The sequence below is a fragment of the Candidatus Tisiphia endosymbiont of Ptychoptera albimana genome, from assembly GCF_964026605.1.
GTDB lineage: Bacteria > Pseudomonadota > Alphaproteobacteria > Rickettsiales > Rickettsiaceae > Tisiphia.
Genome location: NZ_OZ032164.1, coordinates 838,399 through 860,756, shown reverse-complemented (window position 1 = coordinate 860,756; position 22,358 = coordinate 838,399). Strand labels below are relative to the sequence as shown.

Here is a 22,358-nt window from a genome sequence, read left to right as displayed (position 1 = left end):
ATGGAAGATAAAATAGAGAAAATATGTGTTATTGGTTCTGGAGTAATGGGGCTAGCAATAGCTTCCTTGATAGCTAATTCCTCTCACCAAGTTGTTTTACTAGATGTAGTAAGCAACGACCCTAATGACAGGAATGCAATCCTTACAAAAGCTCTAGAAAATATAGAGAAACAACAACCAGCTCCTTTATCGCATCCAAGTAAATTAGCGTTTATTACCATTGGTAATTTAGAAGATGATCTAAAGCTGATTACAGAATGTGATTTGATCATTGAAGTTATTATTGAAAAAATTGCAATAAAACATCTTCTATATGAGAAGATTCTACCCTACCTAAAAGAAGATGCTATTTTAGCTTCTAATACTTCAACCTTACCTTTAAGGAAATTAAAAGAGCAAATGCCTGATTCTATAAAATCTACCATCAGGTCTAGATTTGTCATTAGTCATTTTTTTAATCCTCCAAGATATATGGAATTACTTGAACTTGTCGTGGATTCAGAGGTTAGCTCAGGGGTTATAGAGAGGATATCAGATTTTCTAACACGAGATTTAGGGAAAACTATTATTAAATGTCACGATACTCCAGGTTTTATAGCAAATCGAGTTGGTTGTTATCTACTTGAGCTGGTTGTTCGTAGTAGCATAGATGAAAATTTAAGTCCAGTAATTATCGATAAAATTTTTACTGATTTATTTAAATTACCAAGTACAGGAATCTTTGGCTTATATGATTTGATAGGTCACGACGTAATGAGATTAATTTCTACATCACTAGTTAATTCCCTACCGAATAATGATGATTATCACCAAGTTTACTTAGCATCTTCTATCCTTGATAAGATGATAGAGAATAACTTGATTGGTCGTAAAGCTTTAGGAGGTTTTTACCGTATATCAAAGATAAATGGCATAAAAACTAAAGAAGTCATAGATTTTACAACTTTAACTTATGCGGCATTTGAAGAGCCAAAGATTGAATATAGTTCTATTGATCAGTTGTTAAATAGCAACTCTAGCTATGGTAAATTTTTTCATGATATCTTAGTGAAGTTTTACTTATATATAACATCTTTAATTCCATCGGTTACTGATAATATTTACGATATAGATACAGCTATGAGGCTTGGTTATAGTTGGAAAATTGGTCCTTTTGAGTTGTTAATTAATCACATAGGAGGAGGATTTGAGTGGCTTAAAAAACAAGCAATGCTAATGAATTTAACATTACCGGAATATATCGCTAATAGTTCCTATGAAACTATTGAACTGAGTCAATTTCATTTGACTAGAGTCAGATTAGAAGAAAGTAAGATTTTATTGAAGAATGATTCGGCTCAACTAGTTCTGTATAAAAATAGGTTAGTTTTTACTATTAACACTAAAATGAATTGCCTCAATGAAAATGTTTTTAAACTTTTGTTAGAATCTGTTGATATTGCAGAAAATGAGAAGCAAACACTATATATTATGCCATTAACCAATAATTTTTCAGCTGGTGCTGACTTAAAATTCATTGCTTCCTGTATAAAAAATCAAGATTTTGCTAAATTAGAAGATTTCTTAAAACTTGGTCAAAAAACCATGATAAGGTTAAAATACTCGCATATTAATATTGTTAGCTGTGCTTTAGGTGCTGCGTTAGGTGGGGGCTGTGAAATATTGTTACATTCTGATTTTATTGTAGCTAATCAGGAATTAAATGCTGGTCTTGTTGAGGTATCGGTTGGCTTAGTTCCAAGTTGGGGAGGCATTAAGGAAATGTTTTATCGTGCAAGTAGCAATAAAAGTAAGTTGGTAAAAAATTTAAGAAATATCCTATTACCAAATAAATCAAGTTCTGCTGATTATTTTATAGCTGATTATGATATTACTAACGTGCAAGTAAATATGAATAAACATTTAATACTGCAAGAGGCTTTTGCCTTGGATTTGCCAAAAAAAATAAAGAAAGTAAGCAAGCAAGTTATTTTATCTAAAGTTACTTTAGCTGAAGAATTTGCAGAAACCAATTTTTCAAAGCAGAAGAGTATAGCTGAGTATGATAATTTTCAAGAATGGCTATTGTCAAAGTTTCAAGATATCATTTCCATGCAACAAATTGATGAGCAAAAATTATTGCAATTTGAACGAGAGATGTTTTTAGAACTTGCCAAAAACCCTAGAAAGATTTTTGGTTTTTAGAACAAAGTTTACTATACAATACTATATCTTCCAATGAATTCCAAAAATTATCTCTGCTAGAAGGTGCATAGTACCCTACATTTTTCTATAATCGTCATAGCAAGGCTCTTTAGATGCCGTGGCGATCCAGGTAAACAGCGAAGCTGTTTTTTTAGAGTAACGCTTCGCGTATCCTGTACCGCCGCTTCTCGCAATGACGCTCGGAAGACCCCTTAACAGTAGTGAAATAAAAATGTAGGGTACTATGGTGGCAAACTAGGTTCACAGAACCTAGCAAAATTCTCAATAAACTTAATATAATCACAAATTTTTTTATTAAAAACACTTTGCATATTATAATATCTATTGTATTATATAAAAATACACATCTCTAAAATTAAAGGGAATTCCTATGTACCCATAAAATTAGACCAAGAGAATGTTATATCCAAGAACTAGTAGGATAAAATAACAATAGACCTCCTTCGAAACTCTACTTCTGCTGGTGATTTGGACAATGATGCGGTACTCGAATCCGTAACGGAATTAGAGTACGCTGCGGTTCGAGGTGAAGCGTCTCCTTCAAATCCCTCAGCATAAGCGAGTTTCGAAAGAGGTCTATTACTAAGTAATAAACAATCAAAAAAGTATACTTGAATATGCTCTTCTGCTTTGAAGAATTGGTTCTTGCAAATACTATCGGGTAATTCACGTACTGCTTGCGTTCGTTCACCCCTTGTTTGTTGTCTCCATTCTCCAAAGCATTTGAGTATACCTGATGAATTTCAAGAGTTGGCTAGGCGTACGAGTGGCAAAGCGAACGGAGCGTAGTCAAACCGTTATTCCTACGCGAAGTCCCATCGTGCCACAACGCCAACACTTGAAAGGCGAAGGGTATATACCAATCGAGCATTCGAATGTATAGCTTATCTCGTGGAAGGCAATAAAAGGAGGAATGAAATGATTCAACTATTAGCAATTTCTTCAAGTATTTTAATCATTATTGAAATGCTATTGATAGTAATTTGTATTAAGTGGTTATATAGTATTAGGCTGGCATGTACCAATATTTGGCTTATGAGTCAGGATTTCTCAAATAGTTTCATTACAGCCAAAGAAGAAGTAATTTTGTTACATAAAGAATTAAAAGAGATAACCACTCTAACTACCAAGAAAGAACAGCATATTTTGCACATGACCATTCATTTAGATGAAGTAGAAATGGGCGTAAAAATGTTACTTGATGAGTTTAGGAGAATTAGCATACCCAAAGAGAATAGTGCATTACAGAAGATACTGGAAAAAACAGTCTTGCACAAATAAGATGAAGGCAATATTATATTAAGATGCAGATTACAGCAAATTATCTATATCAAACTGAATCAGAAACTTTGAAGAGATATCAACAAAGGTTAGAAGATTTAGTACTAATACTTAACAATGAAAAAGAGAAATTACATCATAGCATTGATGGTATAGATAAAGATAGTATAGAAAAACACATTAAATTTTTACAAGATGAAATAGATGAGTTTGATGCAAAATTGGGTGAAGTAATAGGTGGATTAGTAGAACTAGAAGATAAGGTAAAGATATTAGAGACTGTACCTTTATTAGACTTGCTGCATAAGTCAATCTAGTTGGTGATTTTGTCGTCGAAACTCGCCTCCGCTCCTCACGTACGTCTGTGTCACACTACTGGACAAAAGAGATGGAATAATTGAAAGAGCTAGTAAATAGAGTGTTTTAGATTGAATACAAAAAAATCTGTGATACTCTATTATGCAATGGCAATAAAAATAGGAGCAATTGGAGAGCAAGAGCAACCGATAAAAATGAAGAAAACGCTAGGATGTAGGAGTTATTCTGTACTACAGTTAGGTATAAGATTAATTAAACAAGCTTATAGTCGTTCTAAGCAATTTTTTGATTCCTTAATCATAAAATTGTTTAAGTTACACTTTGTACAACCAACCTCCAGTAGTGTGACGTCTGTGTACGCTCCGCTCGCTCCTCGACTTGGTAATTCCCGCTACTATCATGATTTTGATTCTATCAACTCTTCATTTACGAGCAGTATATATAGGCTTCGCTCCATCGTTCCTGCTATCCAATTCTCCTGAATTGACTATAAATTAGGACTCTACCTTTTCTATAGCAATGGTTGAATCTGGCAGCTTAGTGATTTTTTCAATCTTTAAGCGAGCGGCTTGTAGTTTCTTTTCACAGTGATCTTTTAGTAAGACCCCTCTTTCAAAACTATTAATTGATGAATCTAAACTTTCTTCTCCCGTATCAATTTTTTTTACAATTTCTTTTAGTTCAGCTAAGGCAGCTTCAAAGCTCATATTTCCAATAGATTTTAAGTCTGACATCATGTCCCCCTAGTTCCTAATATACTTTCTATCTAGCTCGTTATATAGTCTATAAATTGCAATTTCTCGATCTTTAATCTTTTTACTAGCAATTTTTAGTAATCTTTCTGATGACTTTTCAGTTAATTGGATTGATGAATGTAGCTGTTCAGCAAGCTTTTTTAGTGATTCCTGAATTTCTATAAAAGATTTTTGTAACTGCACTTTAACCGATATAGAAGAATTTTCAATCTCATTAAGTTTTACATACACACGTTCTACTAGTTGATTAATTTTATCTTGCAGTAAACTTAATTGTTGTTTTCTGCCCTCTATTAGGTATTTACTAGTCTCATTTACTTTCGCTTGTATTCTAACTTCAGGTGTAACTTCTAAATTCCAAGCTAGCCCTACCTTACTCATCAGGTATATTATCCATTTATGGACATCAAAATGATACCACTTAGCACCATTACGATAATCTGATGGGAATGCATGATGGAAATTATGCCAATTTTCACCTAATAAGAATAATGCCATCCACCAAATATCTCCGGCAGTACCTTTGTAATATTTCTTACTACCAACGAAATGACATAGAGAATTAACGCAAAAAGTTGCATGTTGTTGCAGTGCTCTACCAATACCAATAAACAAGAAACCAGCATAGGCAGAGATGATAGTACCACCTATTAAGTAACCTATTAATGCTGGAAATACAATATTCATAAACGCAGCAATTTGCCAATAATATTTTAATTGCCATCTTAGCAATTTGTTTCTACCAAGTTTAACCATAGTAATTCGGTCAATGGACTTATAGCTTCCATCAATGATCATCCACCCAATATGTGACCATAAAAATCCTAAAATTCTATTCTCAAACTTCAATGGGCTATGCGGATCTTGATCTTTATCAGTATAAGCATGGTGTTTGAAATGATTAGATGCCCAGGACAATACTGGTCCTTGTAACGTACCAGCTGACATCATAACAAGAATAAATTCCACCATCTTATTTGTTTTAAAGGCATGATGTGACCACAGCCTATGCAACCCAACACCAACAGCAATATTAGAACCATAATAGCCAGCTATAAACAAACTTATCTCAAATACACCTATTTTATGGCTAGCATAGTATTTTATACCCAAATATGAAAGTATAATTGGGTATATAATTAGCACAAAGAAAATGGACCAAACGATTCTTTTTAGCATATATCTAATCTTTAAATAAATTAAATGTCCTTAACTCCATAGTTACAATATAACATATTGCAACATATTGCAATATGGAACATATGCAATATTACATTTTACGTTTCCATAATTTGTTAAACATCCGTTGTCCGAAATAGAAACTAATAATACCGGCAAAAATAGCCTGATCGTCTATATTCCATAAAACATCAAGATATTCTACAAGGATCGCCGTACTCTGTATGGTTCTATATTGTACATATTTGATGTAGGCATACATAATAAAAAAACTATAGGCAAGGACAGGGCGAACTGACCCATTCAACGCGTCAACCCAATTAACGCCTGATTTATATGTTGAATATAAAGTATTATTTTCAGCAATGTCTTTTGAAGCATCAAGCTCTGTCAGTAGCTTTGTATGTCCTAGTTTATTGATTTCAATTTGTCGATCTAAAAGATTAAGAGCATGTTTTTTATCATTTTGATCCTTTAGAATTTTTAAAATCTCCGGAATAATTGAGCTAATAAAGCCCGTTATTGAAGCAAGTAGTGTAATCATAAAATGCTCATTAAGTTTTAGTATAATATAATTATAGTAAAGTTTTTCTCTGCACTAATACTCGTCATCCACTTTTTTTAAATATTTTTTTATTAATTCTTTGAATTACATATATACGTCAAATAAGTCACAATAGATAAAAATTTGTAATTTGTTTATCAACTGTTTAAAACCTTCTTGACTCTATAATTATAGTACAATATCCTAAAAATTCCATATAATCCCAAATTATCCCAATTATAACCAAAAATTAGTTATAACTTAATTATGGGATAATATTTAAGCAATTTTGCTGTCATCTCAGTGTAGGCTGGGATCTGATACCCCATGTGGTAATTATTGAAAGGTAAAGGGTAAATGAATATTTTTTTATCAAAATATATAAACAATCTTGATAAGAAAGGTCGGGTTTCGATACCTGCCAGCTATAGATTAGCTTTGTCTAGTCAGTCATTTAATGGAGTCATTGTTTATCCATCTTTTAGAAATAAATGTATTGAGGCGTGTAGTTTAAAGAGGCTTGAGGAGCTAAGTCAAATAATCCAAACCTTAGATCCCTATTCTGAGGAGCGAGATGCTTTCGAAACGATCATTCTTGGTGAAGCTATCCAGCTTAGTTTTGATAGTGAGGGAAGGGTGATTCTACCTAAATCTTTAATAGATCACGCTGGTATATCAGATCAAGCTTGCTTTGTAGGGAAGGGATTGGTCTTTGAAATTTGGCAGCCACAAAATTTTGAAACGTATCTTTCTTCAGCTCGGCAAATTGCTCAAGATAACCGTTTAACTCTTAAGAATATCAATAAGGATATATGATACAAGAATCCGCATCATCTCATACAGCTGTTATGTTAAATGAAGTTAAGGAAGTCTTGTGTCCTAAAGATGGGGGGAGTTATCTAGACTGTACTTTTGGTTTTGGTGGTTATAGTCGGATGATACTTGATTGTTGTAATTGTCAATTAGTGGCAATTGATCGTGATCCAAATGTTATAACTTATACTAAGCAATTGATAAATGATTATCCTGGTAAAGTGAGATTTATTCAGACAGGTTTTGCTGAAAGCTTTTCAGAATTAGGTTCGTTGAAATTTGATGGCATAGTTATGGATTTAGGGGTTTCTTCTATGCAGATTGATTCTGGAGATAGAGGGTTTTCTTTTACTCATGATGGACCACTTGATATGAGAATGAGTGGAATAGGGGAGAGTGCTGCAGATTTTATAAATAAGGCTGATGAACAAGAAATAGCTGATGTAATTTATAAATATGGTGATGAATCTTATTCTCGAAGAATTGCCAAAAAAATTATAGAACATAGGCGGTTAGAGCCTATTACCAATACAGCAAGATTCGCTCATATTGTTCGTAGTAGTATAGGTTTTAGAAAAGGTAAAATTGATTCCGCTACTAAGACTTTTCAAGCAATTCGTATTCATATCAATGATGAATTGGGGCAATTAGAAAGGTTTCTAAGTAATAGCAAGAATATTTTAGCACCAAATGGTCGCCTAGTAATTGTCTCATTTCATTCATTAGAAGATCGAATTGTTAAAAATTTTTTAAAAGCAAATTCTGCTAAATTAGTTGCTAGGTCTAAATATGCGGCAAAAATTCTAGCTGAAGAAAATTCTAAGGAATGGCTTAAAATTCTTACAAAAAAACCATTATGTCCATCGTCTAGGGAAGTTGCACTTAATCCAAGAGCAAGATCTGCAAAATTAAGGGCTGGACAAAAAATAGATGGTACTACATATGGTAGTTAGAATATTTAGTTGTATAACTGTATGTACTATAATTTTTTCTATTTATGGATTATTTAGAGTTAAAGATCAGGTTATTGCCTTGCATTATCAGCTTGGAGAGGTTTCAAAACAGTTGACTGGTGAGAGTGATAGAATTCACGTGTTAAAAGTCGAACAATCATACCTTACTTCTCCAGCTAGACTAAGAAAATTATCATCACTTTATTTACAATTAGATACTGTTAAAGTTAAGCAAATGATTAGTGATCCTTTGTTACCTGAGAGTAAGAAATATGCAAAGTCTAACGAAGTAGGTGGTTCATATTTTAGTAAAAACAATGGTAAGTGGCGTTATAAAACAATTGCTAATAAATACATAAAAACCGTTTCAACTAGAAAATCAGAGTATATTCGATGAAAATCAACATTAGTATAGTACTTACATGGCAAAAAAGATGTTATCTTGTTTCGGTGCGGAATCTGAAAAAATACCTTGCAAGACTATTCAGTATTATATATCCGCTACTTTTGCAGAATGACATACTAGTAAGCAATTAGCAGCAGTATGTAGATGGATAATAATATATTTTTATTAGCATTTATAAAAAATATTCTAACTAAAATGAAAAGAAATTTTAGTAGTATTATTTTATGGGATGTAGGTGCTAACAATACCAAAATCAGATTATTAATAGTTAGCTGTTGTTTTGCTATATTTTTTTGTGGTTTATTATATCGCTTAATAATTGTTGCGACCAATGGCTATGTTAAGCTAGAATACCAAGTAAAAAATAGTGACTTTAGGAAAGAGATAGTAGATCGTAATGGTAACTTATTAGCAGTCAATTTACCTTCCTCCTCATTGTTTGCTAATCCACAGAAAGTAATTAATCCTTCGCAATGTTTAGAAAGATTATCCAATATCTTGCCTGAGATTGATAAAATGAAGTTACTTGCAGAGTTACAAAGTAACAAAAGTTTTGTATGGATCAAAAGGGATTTATTGCCAAAAGAGCAAGAAGCGATATCAAATTTGGGAATGCCAGGTTTTAGTTTTGAACAAGAACAAAAAAGAATCTATACTTTTTCCAATTTATTATCACATATTATAGGATATGTGGGTAGGGATTTGGTTGGTCTTGCTGGATTAGAAAAAACCTATGATAAGTTTCTAACTAATTCTGACTTTATACAGCCGGATCAACTTAAAAAACCTCTTGAACTATCTATAGACGTAAGATTACAAAATATTCTAAGTGAAGAAATAGATAGGACGTTAAAGGAGTTTAGTGCAATAGGAGCAGTAGGAATAATTGTCAACCCTAATAATGGTGAGATTTTAGCTATTGTTAGTAAGCCGGATTTTAACCCACATTATCCGAGTAGAGCAAAGCCAGAAGAGCTATTTAATATGGCAAGTCTTGGTATCTATGAGATGGGGTCTGTATTTAAAACTTTGACTATGGCCGTAGCTTTTGATACTGATGCTATAGCAATGAATGATGCTTATGATATTAGCTATATGAAGGTAGGGGGGTTTAATATCAAAGATTATCATCCAAGGCAAGGGTGGCACAGTGTTCCAGAAATTTTCTTGCATTCGTCGAATATTGGTGTTAGCCAAATTATGCTTGAAGTTGGAAAGAATGATTTTAAAAACTATTTAAAGAAATTAGGTTTACTAGATCAGCTTAAAATTGAGTTACCAGAGAGAGGTACTCCTTTGTTTCCATCTGACAAGAGGTGGAGTGATCTTACTACTGCTGTTATGGCCTATGGTTATGGCATTTCAATTAGCCCTTTACACTTTATGCAAGCAGTATTGCCAATAGTAAATGGAGGGATATTATATGATCTGACTTTAATCAAAAGGCACGATGAGCGTCTTGTTGGCACGCGTGTTTTTAGTGAGAAAACCTCTAAACAAATGAGTGAGTTATTTCGTTTGGTGGTAAAAGAAGGGACAGGACGTAGAGCCGATGTTAAAGGATATCTTGTCGGTGGTAAAACTGGTACTGCTGAAAAATTAACTTCAGATGGGCATAGCAAGAAAAAATATCTTAAAAATAGCAGAATGTCATCATTTTTAGGTTTATTACCAGCCATTGATCCGCAATATATTATTTTTATAATGTTTGATGAACCAAAAGGAACAAAAGAATCCTTTGGCTTTGCTACTGCTGGCTGGACTGCAGCTCCTGCTGTTGGAAGAGTTCTTGAGCGAATGGTAGCACTATATGGAATAGAGCCAGTTGAAAAAGGAGAGGGGTTATAATATTTTTCCTACAATAGTGTCAATTATCTAAACCATATTCCAACTGATGATATTTTTTCTTTGCTAAATATCTTTTGTTAATATATACTTTATATATTAAATTATATTGAGGAATTATGAAAAATATTATCTTTTTAATTTTAACAATAATTCTATCATCTTGTGGTAGTACATCAAGTATACGTAACGCACAACCATCAGAGAGTCGGGTGGATATTAGTAATTATGATTACATAATTATTAATGATTTTAAGGATGGTACTAGCAAATCTTCTAATAATCCACATGTTATATCAGAAGGTAAGAGATTTGCCGATATGATAGCAAGTTCAATTAAATCTAAAAAATTATTCGACAAAGTTCAACGGAATGTTGACTCTACAGATAGGGCTATACTTATTGATGGGAAAATAACTAAGTATTCTGAGGGTAATGCTGTTATGCGTACACTAATTGGTTTTGGTGTTGGTAGCTCTCACTTTAACGCAAAAATTAATATAAAAGATAACGAGACAAAAAAATTGTTAGGTAGCATAGATGCTAATAAAATGAGTTGGGCACTAGGAGGGGTAATCGCTGGTTCTCAAGATGTTAAATCACATATGAATTCTGTTGCTTCTAACATCGCTTGTGAGTGTGAAATTGCTAAGAAAAAGAAGAAATAAGGCAAAAAAATGGTAGTCTAGGATTAATCCTAGGCTACTTGACCTTCCATATTTCGTGTGTTTCCTTAGTCTTCTTCAAATTCAAAAGTTGTTTTAATAATTTGTGCAGTTAGTTGAGGATATATGTATTTAGCCAATTATCTCCTACCTTGGTTTCAACAATAAGTGGAATGGCTAATTTAGGTGAATTCTCCATAGTGGTTTTGATTAGGTGAGTAGCTACTTCTATTTCATCAATAGGAGACTCAAAAAGTAACTCGTCATGGATTTGTAGAATTAGCTTGGTTCTTAATTTTAATTTCCGTATTTTACGGTCAAGATCAATCATTGCCACTTTTATGATGTCTGCACTAGTTCCTTGAATTGGAGCATTGATTGCTGCCCTTTCGGCAAATTGCTGTAGGGAGTGTTTCTTATCATGGATTAAGGGAACAAAACATTTCCGTCCGAATAGGTTTAGGACATAACCATGTTCCTTGGCATAGTTTTTTATATATTCCATATATTTTTGAATTTCTGGATATTCTTCAAAATATTTTTTTATATATTCTGCTGCTTGTGAAGAGCTAATATTTAACTGTTTTGCCAGTCCAAAGCTACTGATACCATAAATAATACCAAAATTTATGGCTTTTGCTTTACGCCTATGTTCTAGTGTTAAATCTTTTTCAGTAATTTTAAATATATTACAAGCCGTTTTACTATGTATATCCTCACCATTAACGAAAGCTTGCTTTAAGGAGGGTATATCTGCCATGCTACTTAAGATTCGGAGTTCAATTTGTGAATAGTCAGCTGAAATTAATTTATGCCCATATTCTGCAATAAAAGCTGCTCTGATTTTGTTGCCTTCTTTCGAGCGAACTGGCACATTCTGTAAGTTCGGATCTTGAGAACTAAGCCTACCAGTGCTAGTTGAAGTTTGTAAAAATGTGGTATGTACCCTATTAGTTATTGGATTTACTTGCAGGGGTAAGCTATCCGTATAAGTATTTTTTAATTTAGTTAAATGACGCCATTTTAATAATAAATCGGCAATAGCAAAACCACTCTCGCTAATTTTTTCAAGTATTTCTGCACTAGTAGAATAAGACTTAGCTTTTGATGACAATTTACCAAAGGGTAGTTGCATTTTCTCAAACAAAATTTCTCCCAGTTGCTTTGGCGAGGCAATGTTAAACTTTGTACCAGTAATGGTAAAAATTTCCTGCTCTAATTTAGTAATTTCATTACCAAATTCACTTGATAGCTGTTTAAGATACTGTGAATCGATTTTAATCCCAGCTTTCTCCATTTTATCTATTATATAGCATAAAGGTAAATCAATTTCTTTGTATAGTGCTAAGGCATGATTATCCTTTAACTCTAACAATAGTTTTTGATAATCAGTACTGAAGTTGCTAACCACTTCTGCTACACTTTCCAAGCTATCCTTCTGTACTCCATCAAATGGATTTTTCTGAGGTTTGCCAGCAGAAATCAGATATTGCATCAGTTCAAGATCCTCACATGAGTATACCTCACTATCGACAAAGAATTTTAATAATGATTTAAGTTTATAAGTGATCTTCTTAATAGATTTGTTTTTTAGCAATTGAAGAATATCAGCCATAAACCACTGATGCAGATAATTTTGGCAAGAATCATCAGAAAGTAAATCAGACATATCGCTAGGGGTTCTAGCTGTAAACTTAATGTTGTAGCACTTATCATCAATAGATAAAATTATGGAAGGATTTTGTCCTAGATGATCTGATAGATAAATACTGATGACCCCATGCTCTTCAGCTTTAATCATCATAGAATCAAGTTGTTGTTTAGAAGATATCTCCTGAACTATGATTTGCTTAATAGCCAAGGATTCATTGGTAATTTGTATTTGAAATAAATTTTCCACTCGTTTGTTTAGAGATTTAAAACCATACTCTGCTAGAAAATCAGAGATTTGCTTACTATCAGGTGGAGTATATTGCAATACACTAAAGTCTAAATCGATATCAACATTATAATCTAAACCAACTAGTTGCCAGGAAATTAATGCTAGATCCTTTGAGGAGTTAATGATTTCCCTTTGGCGATCGTTACTGATTTGATCAAGAGAATTTAAAAGTTCTGCTAACGAACCAAACTGTTTTATAAGTGTTGCAGCAGTTTTAGGACCAATGCTTGGAACACCTGGTATATTATCTGACTTATCCCCAATCAAAGCCATTACTTCCCTGAGCTTATTTGGTTCTACACCAAATTTTTCTATCACGTTATCTTCGGAAATATATTTTGCTTTTATGGGGTCATACATTTTAGTATGCGAATTAATTAACTGCATTAAATCCTTATCAGAAGAAATAATGATAGTATTCTGTTGTAATGCAGAGGCTTTATGGGCTAAAGTTGCGATTATATCATCTGCTTCATAACCGGTTCTCTCAATTATTGGGAAATTTAGGCTACCAGCAGCTAGGCGAATGAGTGGTAATTGATCATTCAAGTCCTTTGGTGTAGGAGGTCTATTTGCTTTATATTGCTCATAAATTTGGTGACGAAAATTCTTACCACCGGAATCAAGAATAATGACAGCATGCTTTGGCTTAAAATCGTTCAATAGCTTTAACAACATGGAGGTAAAACCATACAATGCTCCAACAGCTAAGCCATTCGGAGAAGTTAATGGTGGCTGAACATGGTATGCTCTGAAGACAAATCCGTAACCATCAATTAGTAATAAAGTATTTTTGTTAATTGTTTCGTTGGTCATTTTGTTATTAGGGCAAATGGTTATGTTTATGTAGTATACAACAATTATAATGTACACTAAGCTTAAATAGTAATATTTTATAAAATAAACTTACTGCATAAGTCAATCTAGTTGGTGATTTTGTCGTCGAAACTCGCCTCCGCTCCTCACGTACGTCTGTGTACGCGAAGGTAGCCGGCTTCGTTTCTCCTAAAAATCCCTCAACTATCTTTGATTTATGCAGCAAGTCTAATATTACTATTTAAGCTTAAACAGTCTTTTCCACAGGTCTATAGATTGATATTTGAGTTTTTGACTTTTTGGACAAATAGTAAAAGCCGATGATTCCGACAAGGCAACAAATTGGAACTATAGCAATTGCCATAATAAAATCAAAGCGACTATAAATAGGTACAGATGATTCATTTACTAGACCATCCCAGTTGTAAGATATTAAATTACTCATAATTTTATGGAAAAAATGTCCGAATGACATATTAATGCAATTGACTATCGCAATAGCAAGTCCAGCAGATTTATCTGTAACAAGGTTACCTACAACAGTAAAAATTAGAACTTGATAACAACAAAAAACTCCTAATAAAAACATTAGAGTACTACTAATAAAGAAATTTAATGAAGGACAATATAATAGGATACTAAAAATTGCTATCGTTAGCAATCCAGTCATTATTATTATAAAGTTAGATGATTTTGATAAATTAGCAATAAGTGCAAGTATTGGACCACCAAAACACATGCCTATATAAACGAATGAGGTAACCAAGTTACTTTCCATATCATTCATTTGATAAACTTGTTTGAAGAATGGAATAGCCCATACGTCAGCAAAACCTTCTAATGTTCCTACCATTAGACCACCACAAACTCCAATAAATAAAATAGTAGGGTTTAATAATAGTTTCAATATTGAAGATTCAGAATCGCTAGTATTAGAATTACTTCTTATATCATCAGTTTTTACTAATAAAATCATTAGTCCAATGATAAATCCAACTAGAGCTAGACTATTAAAAGTTACGTCATAACCAAAATGTGTAAATAATAGCTTCATTGGAGTAATGCCAAATACTGCTCCAAGTAAGCCAAAGGTAAAGGAGAAGCCAAGCATTAAGGAATGATATTTAGTTGGGAAAGAGCTTCTAGTAATCTTAGCTACTGATAAAAAACCTACAGCAGAACCAGCTCCAATCATAAATCTACCAATGAGTAAGTAATTAAAATCAGTGCTAGCAACAAAAGTTAGAGTACCAAGAGAGGTAACTAAGATAGATAAGAATGTGACAATCCTAAAATTAAATTTATCTAGCATTATACCAATTGGTAATTGCATTCCTGCATAACCTAGATAATAATATCCAGCAAACGTGCCAAATGCTATGGTATCAATGGCAAATTTTTGTATAATTTCTTCTCTAAGAATTCCAGTTGAGAGTCTTAATATAAATTGAAAAGCAAAAAACAGGGTGGCAAGAGACCATAGCAAAAGTGGTTTTTTTTAAGGATAAAGCTTTATTCACAGGAAAATTTAAATTATAATTATGTTGTATTTTAAGGTAGCAAATTATAGTATCGATAATATTTTGTCAAACCTATTATTTTTATAAACCAGTTTGAATTATGGGTCAGTTTGAGGCATATTCGTTATTATTTATTGATAGTTTAATAGGTAATTTAGTTGTAAGTTTAGATAGTGAATTAATCGTTCACTCTATGAGGGTATTTGGTGTTTATAATAATTTAATAATAGTTACTGTCGCTACCATTGCTTCATTATTTGCTACTAGTATAAATTATTTCTTTGGTTTGATCTTATTAAAAATTTTTTATTATTCTAAAAATGAACAGGTTCATACTAACCACCAATCATTTTCCCAATTTTTTTTAAAATATAACATATTTATACTTTGGTTTACGATAATACCGTTATGGGGCAAATTTATTCCTTTAATTGCCGGTTTTACTAAAACAAGATTTTTAAGAGTTTTAGCTATTAGTGGTGTTGTCAAGTTATGTTATTATATTTGTATGATATAATGAGGGAATTTAATGAACCTTTATAGAGTCAATCCGTCTTCATCGTTTTTGGATATAGTAGCTGATTTTATTCTAGATAATTTTGCTAAAGAATCTATTAGCAATCTTAAAATTATATTGCCGAGTGGCTTTGCTTGTTTAAATTTACAAAATATTTTGATTAAGAAGCAAAATATTGCGATTTTACCGCATATTATCCCTTTTTCCAATATTATGGCTGAAGGTGAGGAAATATTTGGTATTACATCAGAAAATCTAGAACCTATAACGTTTTTGCAAGAGAGAATTATATTAGCAGAAATCATCCATAATTACCCTAAGCTACAATTCAGTACAACACAATCTTTACAGTTTTGTTCAACAATAGCTGAGTTGTTTTATCAGCTAGCTTGTAATAATTTATCGATAGATTCTGTAAATGAAATAGAAAAACTGAATCCATCAAAACATTGGAATGTTATTTATGAATTTCTTAAATATACTCATCAGCAATGGAAAAAACAGATAGAATTGTTAGGATTGCTAGATCGTGTAAATTATCAAATAACTATGATGGAAGCAGAGATAGCACGGTTGAAAAGAGCTGATACCAATTTAATAGTAGCGGGTATCATAGGTCACAATCTTATATCATGGAATTTCTTAAAGAATGTTGCTAATTCACCATGTGGTTTTATAATTTTACCGCCTATTAGTAATAGACCTCTATTAGAATATGATAATCCTGAAGAAGATTATTTATATAGCCTAAAAAAATTACTGACAATTCTAAATAAAGATTTATCAGATTTTCAGCCTTTAGGTCAGGAACAACAACATCATTCTATTCTAGATCAGATAATTTTTGAAGATAAAGATTTAACACTTGCTAAGCAGGAACATTTAAACATTGAAGGAAATAGGGATGACATTGGTCTAGTAAAATATTTTGAGCTTGAGGATATTTTTCAAGAAGCAGAACAAATAAGCCTGATCTGTAAACAGTATAGTGATAAGAAGATAGCTATTATTGTTAATAATCAAACAACCAAAGATTTTTACTGTAATTCTTTGACCAAATATTCCTTAGAATTCCAAGATTTACTAGGTGATAATTTAACAAAAACGCTAGTTAGTTCTCTAATAATTTCTGTTAGTGAAATATTATGTAATGATTTTGATATAAAAAAGTTATTCTTACTATTAAAGAATCCTTTTATTAATTGTAAATTAGTAGCAAAATTAGAACTATTAATGAGCGGTAAGAACCGTTTCATACGGCAACCTAGTCAGATGCTGTCTTTAGTAGAAAAAACCAATGATGATGCGTTAATAAATTGGTGTAAGAAACTAATAAACTTACTCTATACAAATAGTATTAGTAGTTTGGATGCTAGTAGTTTTGTTAAAATATTAAAATCCTCGATTAAGATTGCTGAAAAACTTTATCCAAATATTTGGTATGAACAGCCGGCTGCTGAGCTATCAACTTTTCTATCTAGCTTAATAAAAAATAATTGTAGTCTAACATTAAATAATAAAAAATGCTTTCCAGAGTTACTTAAATCTTTAATGTTTAGTTGTAAGTATTTTGCACATAATAATTATTCTAAAAATATAATTATTGGTAAAGCTGAAGATTTAATGTTACTTAAATTTGACCTAGTAATTTTAGCCGACTTTAATCAAGGGAGCTTAGCTTCGTCATCAGCTGTGAATCAGTGGATTAATGAGCAGACGCTTAAAAAATTACATATTGTTACTGACTCTACCATGGATCAATATTATTTCTATTTATTTCTGCATAATGCTCAAGTGATCATTACTAGAGCAAAAAGGCAAGGTAGTAAAGATGGTTTGTTACCATCAAATTTATTATTAAAATTGCAATTTATTTTACAGAAAAGTTTGATTTCAGAAAATTATTTAACATATTTATCAGAAAGTGACTTAGTAGACTTGCTGCATAAATCAAAGATAGTTGAGGGATTTTTAGGAGAAACGAGGCCGAGCACCGCAGCGTACACAGACGTACGTGAGGAGCGGAGGCGAGTTTCGACGACAAAATCACCAACTAGATTGACTTATGCAGTAAGTCTAGTGGATGTACAAAATAATGTACATATGGTTGAGTCAATTATAACTAATCCTATTAATATTAGTTCCAATTTACAGGATGATTTAAAAATCGTAGGGGAAATAAACTCTAATCCTCATTGCGAGGAGGTCGTAGAATCGACAAAGCAATCCAAGGAAACTTATACTAACCTAGATTGCTTCTTTGCTGCTAAAACAGTTCCTCGCAATGACGTTAATTTACTTAGTTACGTTAGTAGTCCAATTTTTCCTGAGATAATCTCAGTTACTGATATAGAAATGTTGGTACGGAATCCTTATAGTTTCTATGCTAAGAAGATTTTGAATTTGAGAAGCAAGGATATGATAGGGCAGGAGCCTAAAATATCTGAATTTGGTAGTTTTGTTCATAAGGTCTTAGAACAATATTCTAAAAATTATGATAAGTTAGAAAATAACAAAGTTGGATTAATATTGGAAATTAGTAATAATATTTTACAGAATACTATTCTGCCAGCCTATACACAAAAAATTTGGCAAATAAAATTTATTCCTATTGCTGAGTCTTTTATTGAGTTTGATGAAAAACGCAGAAGTGATTTCCAATATATTTATTCAGAATGTAGAGGAGAAATTTTGTTAAATATTGGAGGGCAAGAATTAACAATAATTGGAGTTGCTGATAGAATTGAGGTAGATAAGCTTGGGGCAGCTGTCATTATCGATTATAAGACTGGTAGCTTACCGAGTAAAAAAGATGTAGAAGCTGGATTATCTCCGCAGTTAATCATTGAAGCCTTAATGTTACAGGAAGGTGGTTTTGCTATGAAAGTTCATAGCGTTAAACAGGTTACTTATGTAAAAATTTCTAGCTCGAAGCCAATAATCCAAACTTTGGAAATAGACTTAACGAAAGAAGACTTAGATCGTCATAAACAGGGGATGATGCGAGTGCTAGAATATTATGTAACGAATAAAAACTTTCCATATGATATTGATTTACTAAAGTATGACGACTATGCACATTTGGCAAGGAGAGATTTATGAAGAAAATAGCTCGGCGTCATTGCAAGAAGCTACTTTTAGTAGCGACTAAGCAATCTAATTAATGTGGATTGCCACTACGCTCATGTGGTCTTGCAATGACGGGTTTTAACTTTCGCAGTTATGGCATAACCTAGGCTATTAAACCGATGTCTTACATCAATATTTGAGGTTATAATACACTAATTGTCTATTTGTTCTTGAATTTATTAGTTTAAAATGCTTATATAAAATCATTTTCAAAACCCACTATCCAAATCAGTGTATCATTATGTTAGAAGAAGATAGTTTTATTACTAATCTAGTAGATCAGGAATTTTCAGTTACTGAAATTTCTAGTAAGATCAAGGAGTTGCTAGAGAATAATTTTGGTTATATTAGAGTAAAGGGAGAAATTTCTGGTCTTAAGATAGCAACTTCTGGTCATGGTTACTTTAATCTTAAAGAAAATACAGCTATTCTAGCCTGTACTTGTTGGCGTCCTGTACTAGCAAAAATTAAGTTTGTACCAATTGATGGTATGGAAGTGGTAGCTAGAGGTAAGCTTTCTGGGTATGCAGGAAATTCACGATATCAGCTATCGGTAGAAGTCCTTGAACCTGCAGGTCTTGGTGCTATCATGCAAATTCTCAAGGAGCGGCAAGAGAGATTAGAAAAAGAAGGTATATTCAATAAACAAAAAAAGCCACTACCTTTTCTGCCTAATAAGATTGGGGTGGTTACATCAATGACTGGGGCGGTAATTAAGGACATTATACACCGTATTAATGACCGTTGTCCATCTCATATACTAATATGGCCAGTTGTTGTTCAAGGCGAAAATGCTGCAAGTGAAATTGCTAGTGCTATTTCAGGATTTAATGAATTAGATAAAGATATAAAACCTGATGTTATAATTGTTGCAAGGGGAGGGGGGTCTATAGAAGATCTGTGGGCTTTCAATGAAGAGGTAGTAGTACGGAGCGTATTTAATTCAGCTATTCCTATTATTTCTGCAGTTGGACATGAAGTGGATAATACTTTAATCGATTTAGTAGCTGACAGGCGAGCCCCCACACCAACTGCTGCAGCTGAATTTGCTGTACCTGTGCTTTCTAATTTACATTATACAATCAGTTCGTATTATGATGCATTATGCAGTCGTATTAATCAGCTAGTTAAATATGAACAGCAAGCAGTTAACTCTAATACTGACATTTTTAGGAGTATAACTACTTATATAGACTATAATCAACAACTTCTTGATGAACTCAGTTTTAGATTAACAGATTCTTTGCCTAACCTACTCAGATTTAAAGTGGCAAAACTTGACTCACTTAATATAGAAATATTAAATCCTCTAAAAATAGTTAATTATCAGTCGTTGGAATTAGTGCATCAATCTAATTATATGCTAAAATCTATTAGCACTAAGTTAAAAAATTATGAGCATCAATTAAATTTAAATAATTTGCTACTTACAAGTCTAGATTATAAAACTGTACTAAAACGTGGCTTTGCGGTAATTAAATCAGAAAATGGAGAATTTATAACATCAAAAGTTGTTGCAAGCAAAAAACAAGAATTTAATATTAAGTTCTTTGACGGTGATATTAATGTATGCTGCAAAAACTTGGAATAGACCTTAATTAGGAGAACTAATGCAAAATGCAAGTACTTAAAAGTATCATACCGATTATTATTATTGTGCAAAACTTTTTTACCTTTGCTAATCCTGAGGATAGTAGTAATCAACTATCTAATATTCAGGACAAATATTTTACTCAATGTACTGAAGAAATGTCTGATAAAGATAATCTGCTTGTTGATTGGTATCCACTAGAACCCTACCAATTTAGTCATATAGCTAAAAATGGTCACTATTGTGTTACTGGCTTAGATATTGAATTAATTAATAGTATTAGTAGCAAAATTAGCATTGGCGTACAATATGCTGATTCTGTGTGGGAGCGAGCAATATCAAATATAGGGCATGGTGACAGTGATATGGTGGCGGGAGCTACTTATACTGCTGAGAGAGCAGACTTTGCCAATTTTTCTCTTCCATATCGATTTGAAGAAATTTCCTTATTTACTTTACGTTCAGCAAAAAAACATTTGAGTTTTAGTAATATAAATGAATTTTTAGCTCAGATACGTTTACTAAATTTCCGTCTTGGTATAATTAAAAAAGCTGTTTATGGTGATGCAAGAACGACTGACTACCTAAATCAGGTGAGTAATAACGATATTATCATTAAATATGGAAGTAATCTAGAGTTATTTAATGGGCTGCTAAGTAATGAAATTGACGGGTTTCTTGCTGACAGAATTTCAGGGGTAGCTCTTTCATTAAACTATATTAAAAAATATCAAATAGAAGAAATCCCTACTGGTATTAAAACCCCTGTACATTTAATGTTCAGTAAGAAAACTGTAACTCCTAACATAGTTGCACGGTTTAACGATTCAATAAAAGAATTTGTCGATAGCGATGAATATAAAAAAATCGTTAAAAGCTATATATATCATATTTTATTGCCAAAATCTATTGATTCAGAATGGTGTTATATTATTGGGGTTATCGGGAGTATAGCATTCGCGATTTCTGCTATCACTATATCCTCTAAAACAAATGCCACGTTGTTTGGTACTTTTGTATTAGCAATGTTACCGTCTCTATTAGGATGTATTTTACTCGATATTATAATAGTACACCATGGTTATAATATAAATCTTGTTTTGACTCCATATTATACTTTCCGTGTTTTTATAACGGTACTTATTGGCTTCTTTACCGTTAAACTCCTAGCTTATTATAATAAGCAGTTATATGAGGATAGTTTTATCCAAAAAATATGGAGTAATACTCTTGTTATTTGTGATTCTTTAGGGCAGGCATCCTTTATGATAATTGGCGTTGTAACCGTAATTGTACAAAGAATTGAACCGTTAGAGTTTTGGGGACCATGTTTTGCGTGTTTGACTTCTAGTGCTGGTATAATATTGCGGAATTTAATTTGTAAGCATGACAAGAATATGGAGTATATACCTAGAGAAGTTAATTTTGAAATATTCATATTATGGGGTGGAATTTTTAGTATATTATTAGATGTTTATGCTTATAATCCTAATTATAATACAATAAAATACTCTATGATTACGGTAATTGCAGGTGCTTTTGTCAGTAGGTTTTTAGTTCACTACTATAATATTCCAAACTTAACTTTTCGTTCGGATAATGGGAGTACAACTATTGAAAGTTAAAAACCATCATTGCAAGGAGGCATGAGCCGACGAAGCAATCCACAAAAATATAATAAGTAATTTGGATTGCCGCGTCGCCACTAAAGCGGTTTCTCGCAATGACGTTTAACTAAAAGTTGTATAAATCTTACTAATTTTGTGTGCATCGCCTAGGGTAGTGGGGTCTAAAATAACCTGATTCGATGTAACTTGTTATATCAAATTCAGGTTAAGCTAAGATTAACATATGGCTAAAACCTTCTTAGGTTAACTAT

The 22,358-nt window shown here is 32.3% G+C and carries 19 protein-coding genes; 13 read left to right on the top strand and 6 right to left on the bottom strand.

Annotated features, from left to right (window positions below):
• The 4 genes from AAGD36_RS04040 (at nucleotide 1) to AAGD36_RS04020 (ending at nucleotide 4,286) form a co-directional block, all read left to right on the top strand.
• Entirely contained in the window at nucleotides 1-2,184 is a 2,184-nt protein-coding gene (locus AAGD36_RS04040; RefSeq protein WP_341755043.1) for a 3-hydroxyacyl-CoA dehydrogenase/enoyl-CoA hydratase family protein, read from the top strand.
• A 939-nt stretch (nucleotides 2,185-3,123) separates the two neighbouring features.
• Entirely contained in the window at nucleotides 3,124-3,486 is a 363-nt protein-coding gene (locus AAGD36_RS04030) for a hypothetical protein (protein ID WP_341755042.1), read from the top strand.
• Between the two features lie 23 nt (nucleotides 3,487-3,509).
• Entirely contained in the window at nucleotides 3,510-3,803 is a 294-nt protein-coding gene (locus tag AAGD36_RS04025) for a hypothetical protein (protein ID WP_341755041.1), read from the top strand.
• A 111-nt stretch (nucleotides 3,804-3,914) separates the two neighbouring features.
• On the top strand, nucleotides 3,915-4,286 hold the full coding sequence (locus tag AAGD36_RS04020) for a hypothetical protein (protein ID WP_341755040.1): 372 nt from the start codon (nucleotides 3,915-3,917) through the stop codon (nucleotides 4,284-4,286).
• 12 nt (nucleotides 4,287-4,298) lie between these two features.
• On the opposite strand, the gene AAGD36_RS04015 is transcribed toward AAGD36_RS04020, so the two are convergent.
• The 3 genes from AAGD36_RS04015 to AAGD36_RS04005 all read right to left on the bottom strand — a co-directional run bounded on the left by AAGD36_RS04015 (nucleotide 4,299) and on the right by AAGD36_RS04005 (nucleotide 6,282).
• On the bottom strand, nucleotides 4,299-4,538 hold the full coding sequence (locus AAGD36_RS04015; protein ID WP_341755039.1) for an exodeoxyribonuclease VII small subunit: 240 nt from the start codon (nucleotides 4,536-4,538) through the stop codon (nucleotides 4,299-4,301).
• 9 nt (nucleotides 4,539-4,547) lie between these two features.
• Complete coding sequence (locus AAGD36_RS04010; RefSeq protein WP_341755038.1) at nucleotides 4,548-5,738, bottom strand: acyl-CoA desaturase; 1,191 nt, start codon at nucleotides 5,736-5,738, stop codon at nucleotides 4,548-4,550.
• 91 nt (nucleotides 5,739-5,829) lie between these two features.
• Nucleotides 5,830-6,282: a hypothetical protein gene (locus AAGD36_RS04005; RefSeq protein ID WP_341755037.1), complete on the bottom strand. Its 453-nt coding sequence runs from the start codon at nucleotides 6,280-6,282 to the stop codon at nucleotides 5,830-5,832.
• Nucleotides 6,283-6,639: 357 nt separating this feature from the next.
• On the opposite strand from AAGD36_RS04005, the gene AAGD36_RS04000 reads away from it, so the two are divergent.
• The 5 genes from AAGD36_RS04000 (at nucleotide 6,640) to AAGD36_RS03980 (ending at nucleotide 10,967) form a co-directional block, all read left to right on the top strand.
• Nucleotides 6,640-7,098 (top strand): division/cell wall cluster transcriptional repressor MraZ, encoded by a 459-nt coding sequence (locus AAGD36_RS04000; protein WP_341755036.1) that lies wholly within the window; start codon nucleotides 6,640-6,642, stop codon nucleotides 7,096-7,098.
• On the top strand, nucleotides 7,095-8,048 hold the full coding sequence (rsmH, locus tag AAGD36_RS03995) for a 16S rRNA (cytosine(1402)-N(4))-methyltransferase RsmH (protein ID WP_341755035.1): 954 nt from the start codon (nucleotides 7,095-7,097) through the stop codon (nucleotides 8,046-8,048). Before AAGD36_RS04000 ends, rsmH begins: the two co-directional genes overlap by 4 nt.
• Nucleotides 8,038-8,445 carry a hypothetical protein gene (locus AAGD36_RS03990; protein ID WP_341755034.1) on the top strand — a complete coding sequence of 136 codons (408 nt, stop codon included), beginning with the start codon at nucleotides 8,038-8,040 and terminating at the stop codon, nucleotides 8,443-8,445. Before rsmH ends, AAGD36_RS03990 begins: the two co-directional genes overlap by 11 nt.
• 183 nt (nucleotides 8,446-8,628) lie before the next feature.
• The gene (locus tag AAGD36_RS03985; RefSeq protein ID WP_410521250.1) at nucleotides 8,629-10,302 is read left to right on the top strand and encodes a peptidoglycan D,D-transpeptidase FtsI family protein; all 1,674 of its coding nucleotides are present in this window, start codon (nucleotides 8,629-8,631) and stop codon (nucleotides 10,300-10,302) included.
• Between the two features lie 116 nt (nucleotides 10,303-10,418).
• Nucleotides 10,419-10,967 (top strand): DUF4410 domain-containing protein, encoded by a 549-nt coding sequence (locus tag AAGD36_RS03980; protein ID WP_341747440.1) that lies wholly within the window; start codon nucleotides 10,419-10,421, stop codon nucleotides 10,965-10,967.
• 109 nt (nucleotides 10,968-11,076) lie between these two features.
• Here the strand turns inward: AAGD36_RS03980 and polA are convergent, their stop codons facing one another.
• The 3 genes from polA to AAGD36_RS03965 are packed head-to-tail and all read right to left on the bottom strand — an operon-like array spanning nucleotide 11,077 to nucleotide 15,208.
• Nucleotides 11,077-13,722, bottom strand: coding sequence for a DNA polymerase I (gene polA / locus AAGD36_RS03975; protein ID WP_341755033.1), 2,646 nt, complete (start codon nucleotides 13,720-13,722; stop codon nucleotides 11,077-11,079).
• Between the two features lie 7 nt (nucleotides 13,723-13,729).
• On the bottom strand, nucleotides 13,730-13,948 hold the full coding sequence (locus AAGD36_RS03970) for a hypothetical protein (RefSeq protein WP_341755032.1): 219 nt from the start codon (nucleotides 13,946-13,948) through the stop codon (nucleotides 13,730-13,732).
• A gap of 21 nt (nucleotides 13,949-13,969) precedes the next feature.
• Nucleotides 13,970-15,208 carry an MFS transporter gene (locus AAGD36_RS03965; RefSeq protein ID WP_341755031.1) on the bottom strand — a complete coding sequence of 413 codons (1,239 nt, stop codon included), beginning with the start codon at nucleotides 15,206-15,208 and terminating at the stop codon, nucleotides 13,970-13,972.
• 134 nt (nucleotides 15,209-15,342) lie between these two features.
• Between AAGD36_RS03965 and AAGD36_RS03960 the strand changes: the two genes are divergently transcribed.
• The 4 genes from AAGD36_RS03960 to AAGD36_RS03945 all read left to right on the top strand — a co-directional run bounded on the left by AAGD36_RS03960 (nucleotide 15,343) and on the right by AAGD36_RS03945 (nucleotide 22,104).
• Nucleotides 15,343-15,759, top strand: a complete 417-nt coding sequence (locus tag AAGD36_RS03960) for a DedA family protein (protein WP_341755030.1) — start codon at nucleotides 15,343-15,345, stop codon at nucleotides 15,757-15,759.
• 12 nt (nucleotides 15,760-15,771) lie between these two features.
• Nucleotides 15,772-18,861: a PD-(D/E)XK nuclease family protein gene (locus AAGD36_RS03955; protein WP_341755029.1), complete on the top strand. Its 3,090-nt coding sequence runs from the start codon at nucleotides 15,772-15,774 to the stop codon at nucleotides 18,859-18,861.
• Between the two features lie 268 nt (nucleotides 18,862-19,129).
• Nucleotides 19,130-20,479, top strand: coding sequence for an exodeoxyribonuclease VII large subunit (xseA, locus tag AAGD36_RS03950; protein ID WP_341755028.1), 1,350 nt, complete (start codon nucleotides 19,130-19,132; stop codon nucleotides 20,477-20,479).
• A gap of 26 nt (nucleotides 20,480-20,505) precedes the next feature.
• Nucleotides 20,506-22,104, top strand: coding sequence for a transporter substrate-binding domain-containing protein (locus AAGD36_RS03945; protein ID WP_341755027.1), 1,599 nt, complete (start codon nucleotides 20,506-20,508; stop codon nucleotides 22,102-22,104).
• Nucleotides 22,105-22,358 lie beyond the last annotated feature (254 nt).

Coding starts and splice junctions, on each gene's coding strand:
- AAGD36_RS04040 (WP_341755043.1), top strand. CDS start 1: ATGGAAGATAAAATAGAGAAAATATGTGTTATTGGTTCTGGAGTAATG.
- AAGD36_RS04030 (WP_341755042.1), top strand. CDS start 3,124: ATGATTCAACTATTAGCAATTTCTTCAAGTATTTTAATCATTATTGAA.
- AAGD36_RS04025 (WP_341755041.1), top strand. CDS start 3,510: ATGCAGATTACAGCAAATTATCTATATCAAACTGAATCAGAAACTTTG.
- AAGD36_RS04015 (WP_341755039.1), bottom strand. CDS start 4,538: ATGTCAGACTTAAAATCTATTGGAAATATGAGCTTTGAAGCTGCCTTA.
- AAGD36_RS04010 (WP_341755038.1), bottom strand. CDS start 5,738: ATGCTAAAAAGAATCGTTTGGTCCATTTTCTTTGTGCTAATTATATAC.
- AAGD36_RS04005 (WP_341755037.1), bottom strand. CDS start 6,282: ATGATTACACTACTTGCTTCAATAACGGGCTTTATTAGCTCAATTATT.
- AAGD36_RS04000 (WP_341755036.1), top strand. CDS start 6,640: ATGAATATTTTTTTATCAAAATATATAAACAATCTTGATAAGAAAGGT.
- rsmH (WP_341755035.1), top strand. CDS start 7,095: ATGATACAAGAATCCGCATCATCTCATACAGCTGTTATGTTAAATGAA.
- AAGD36_RS03990 (WP_341755034.1), top strand. CDS start 8,038: ATGGTAGTTAGAATATTTAGTTGTATAACTGTATGTACTATAATTTTT.
- AAGD36_RS03980 (WP_341747440.1), top strand. CDS start 10,419: ATGAAAAATATTATCTTTTTAATTTTAACAATAATTCTATCATCTTGT.
- polA (WP_341755033.1), bottom strand. CDS start 13,722: ATGACCAACGAAACAATTAACAAAAATACTTTATTACTAATTGATGGT.
- AAGD36_RS03960 (WP_341755030.1), top strand. CDS start 15,343: ATGGGTCAGTTTGAGGCATATTCGTTATTATTTATTGATAGTTTAATA.
- AAGD36_RS03955 (WP_341755029.1), top strand. CDS start 15,772: ATGAACCTTTATAGAGTCAATCCGTCTTCATCGTTTTTGGATATAGTA.
- xseA (WP_341755028.1), top strand. CDS start 19,130: ATGTTAGAAGAAGATAGTTTTATTACTAATCTAGTAGATCAGGAATTT.
- AAGD36_RS03945 (WP_341755027.1), top strand. CDS start 20,506: ATGCAAGTACTTAAAAGTATCATACCGATTATTATTATTGTGCAAAAC.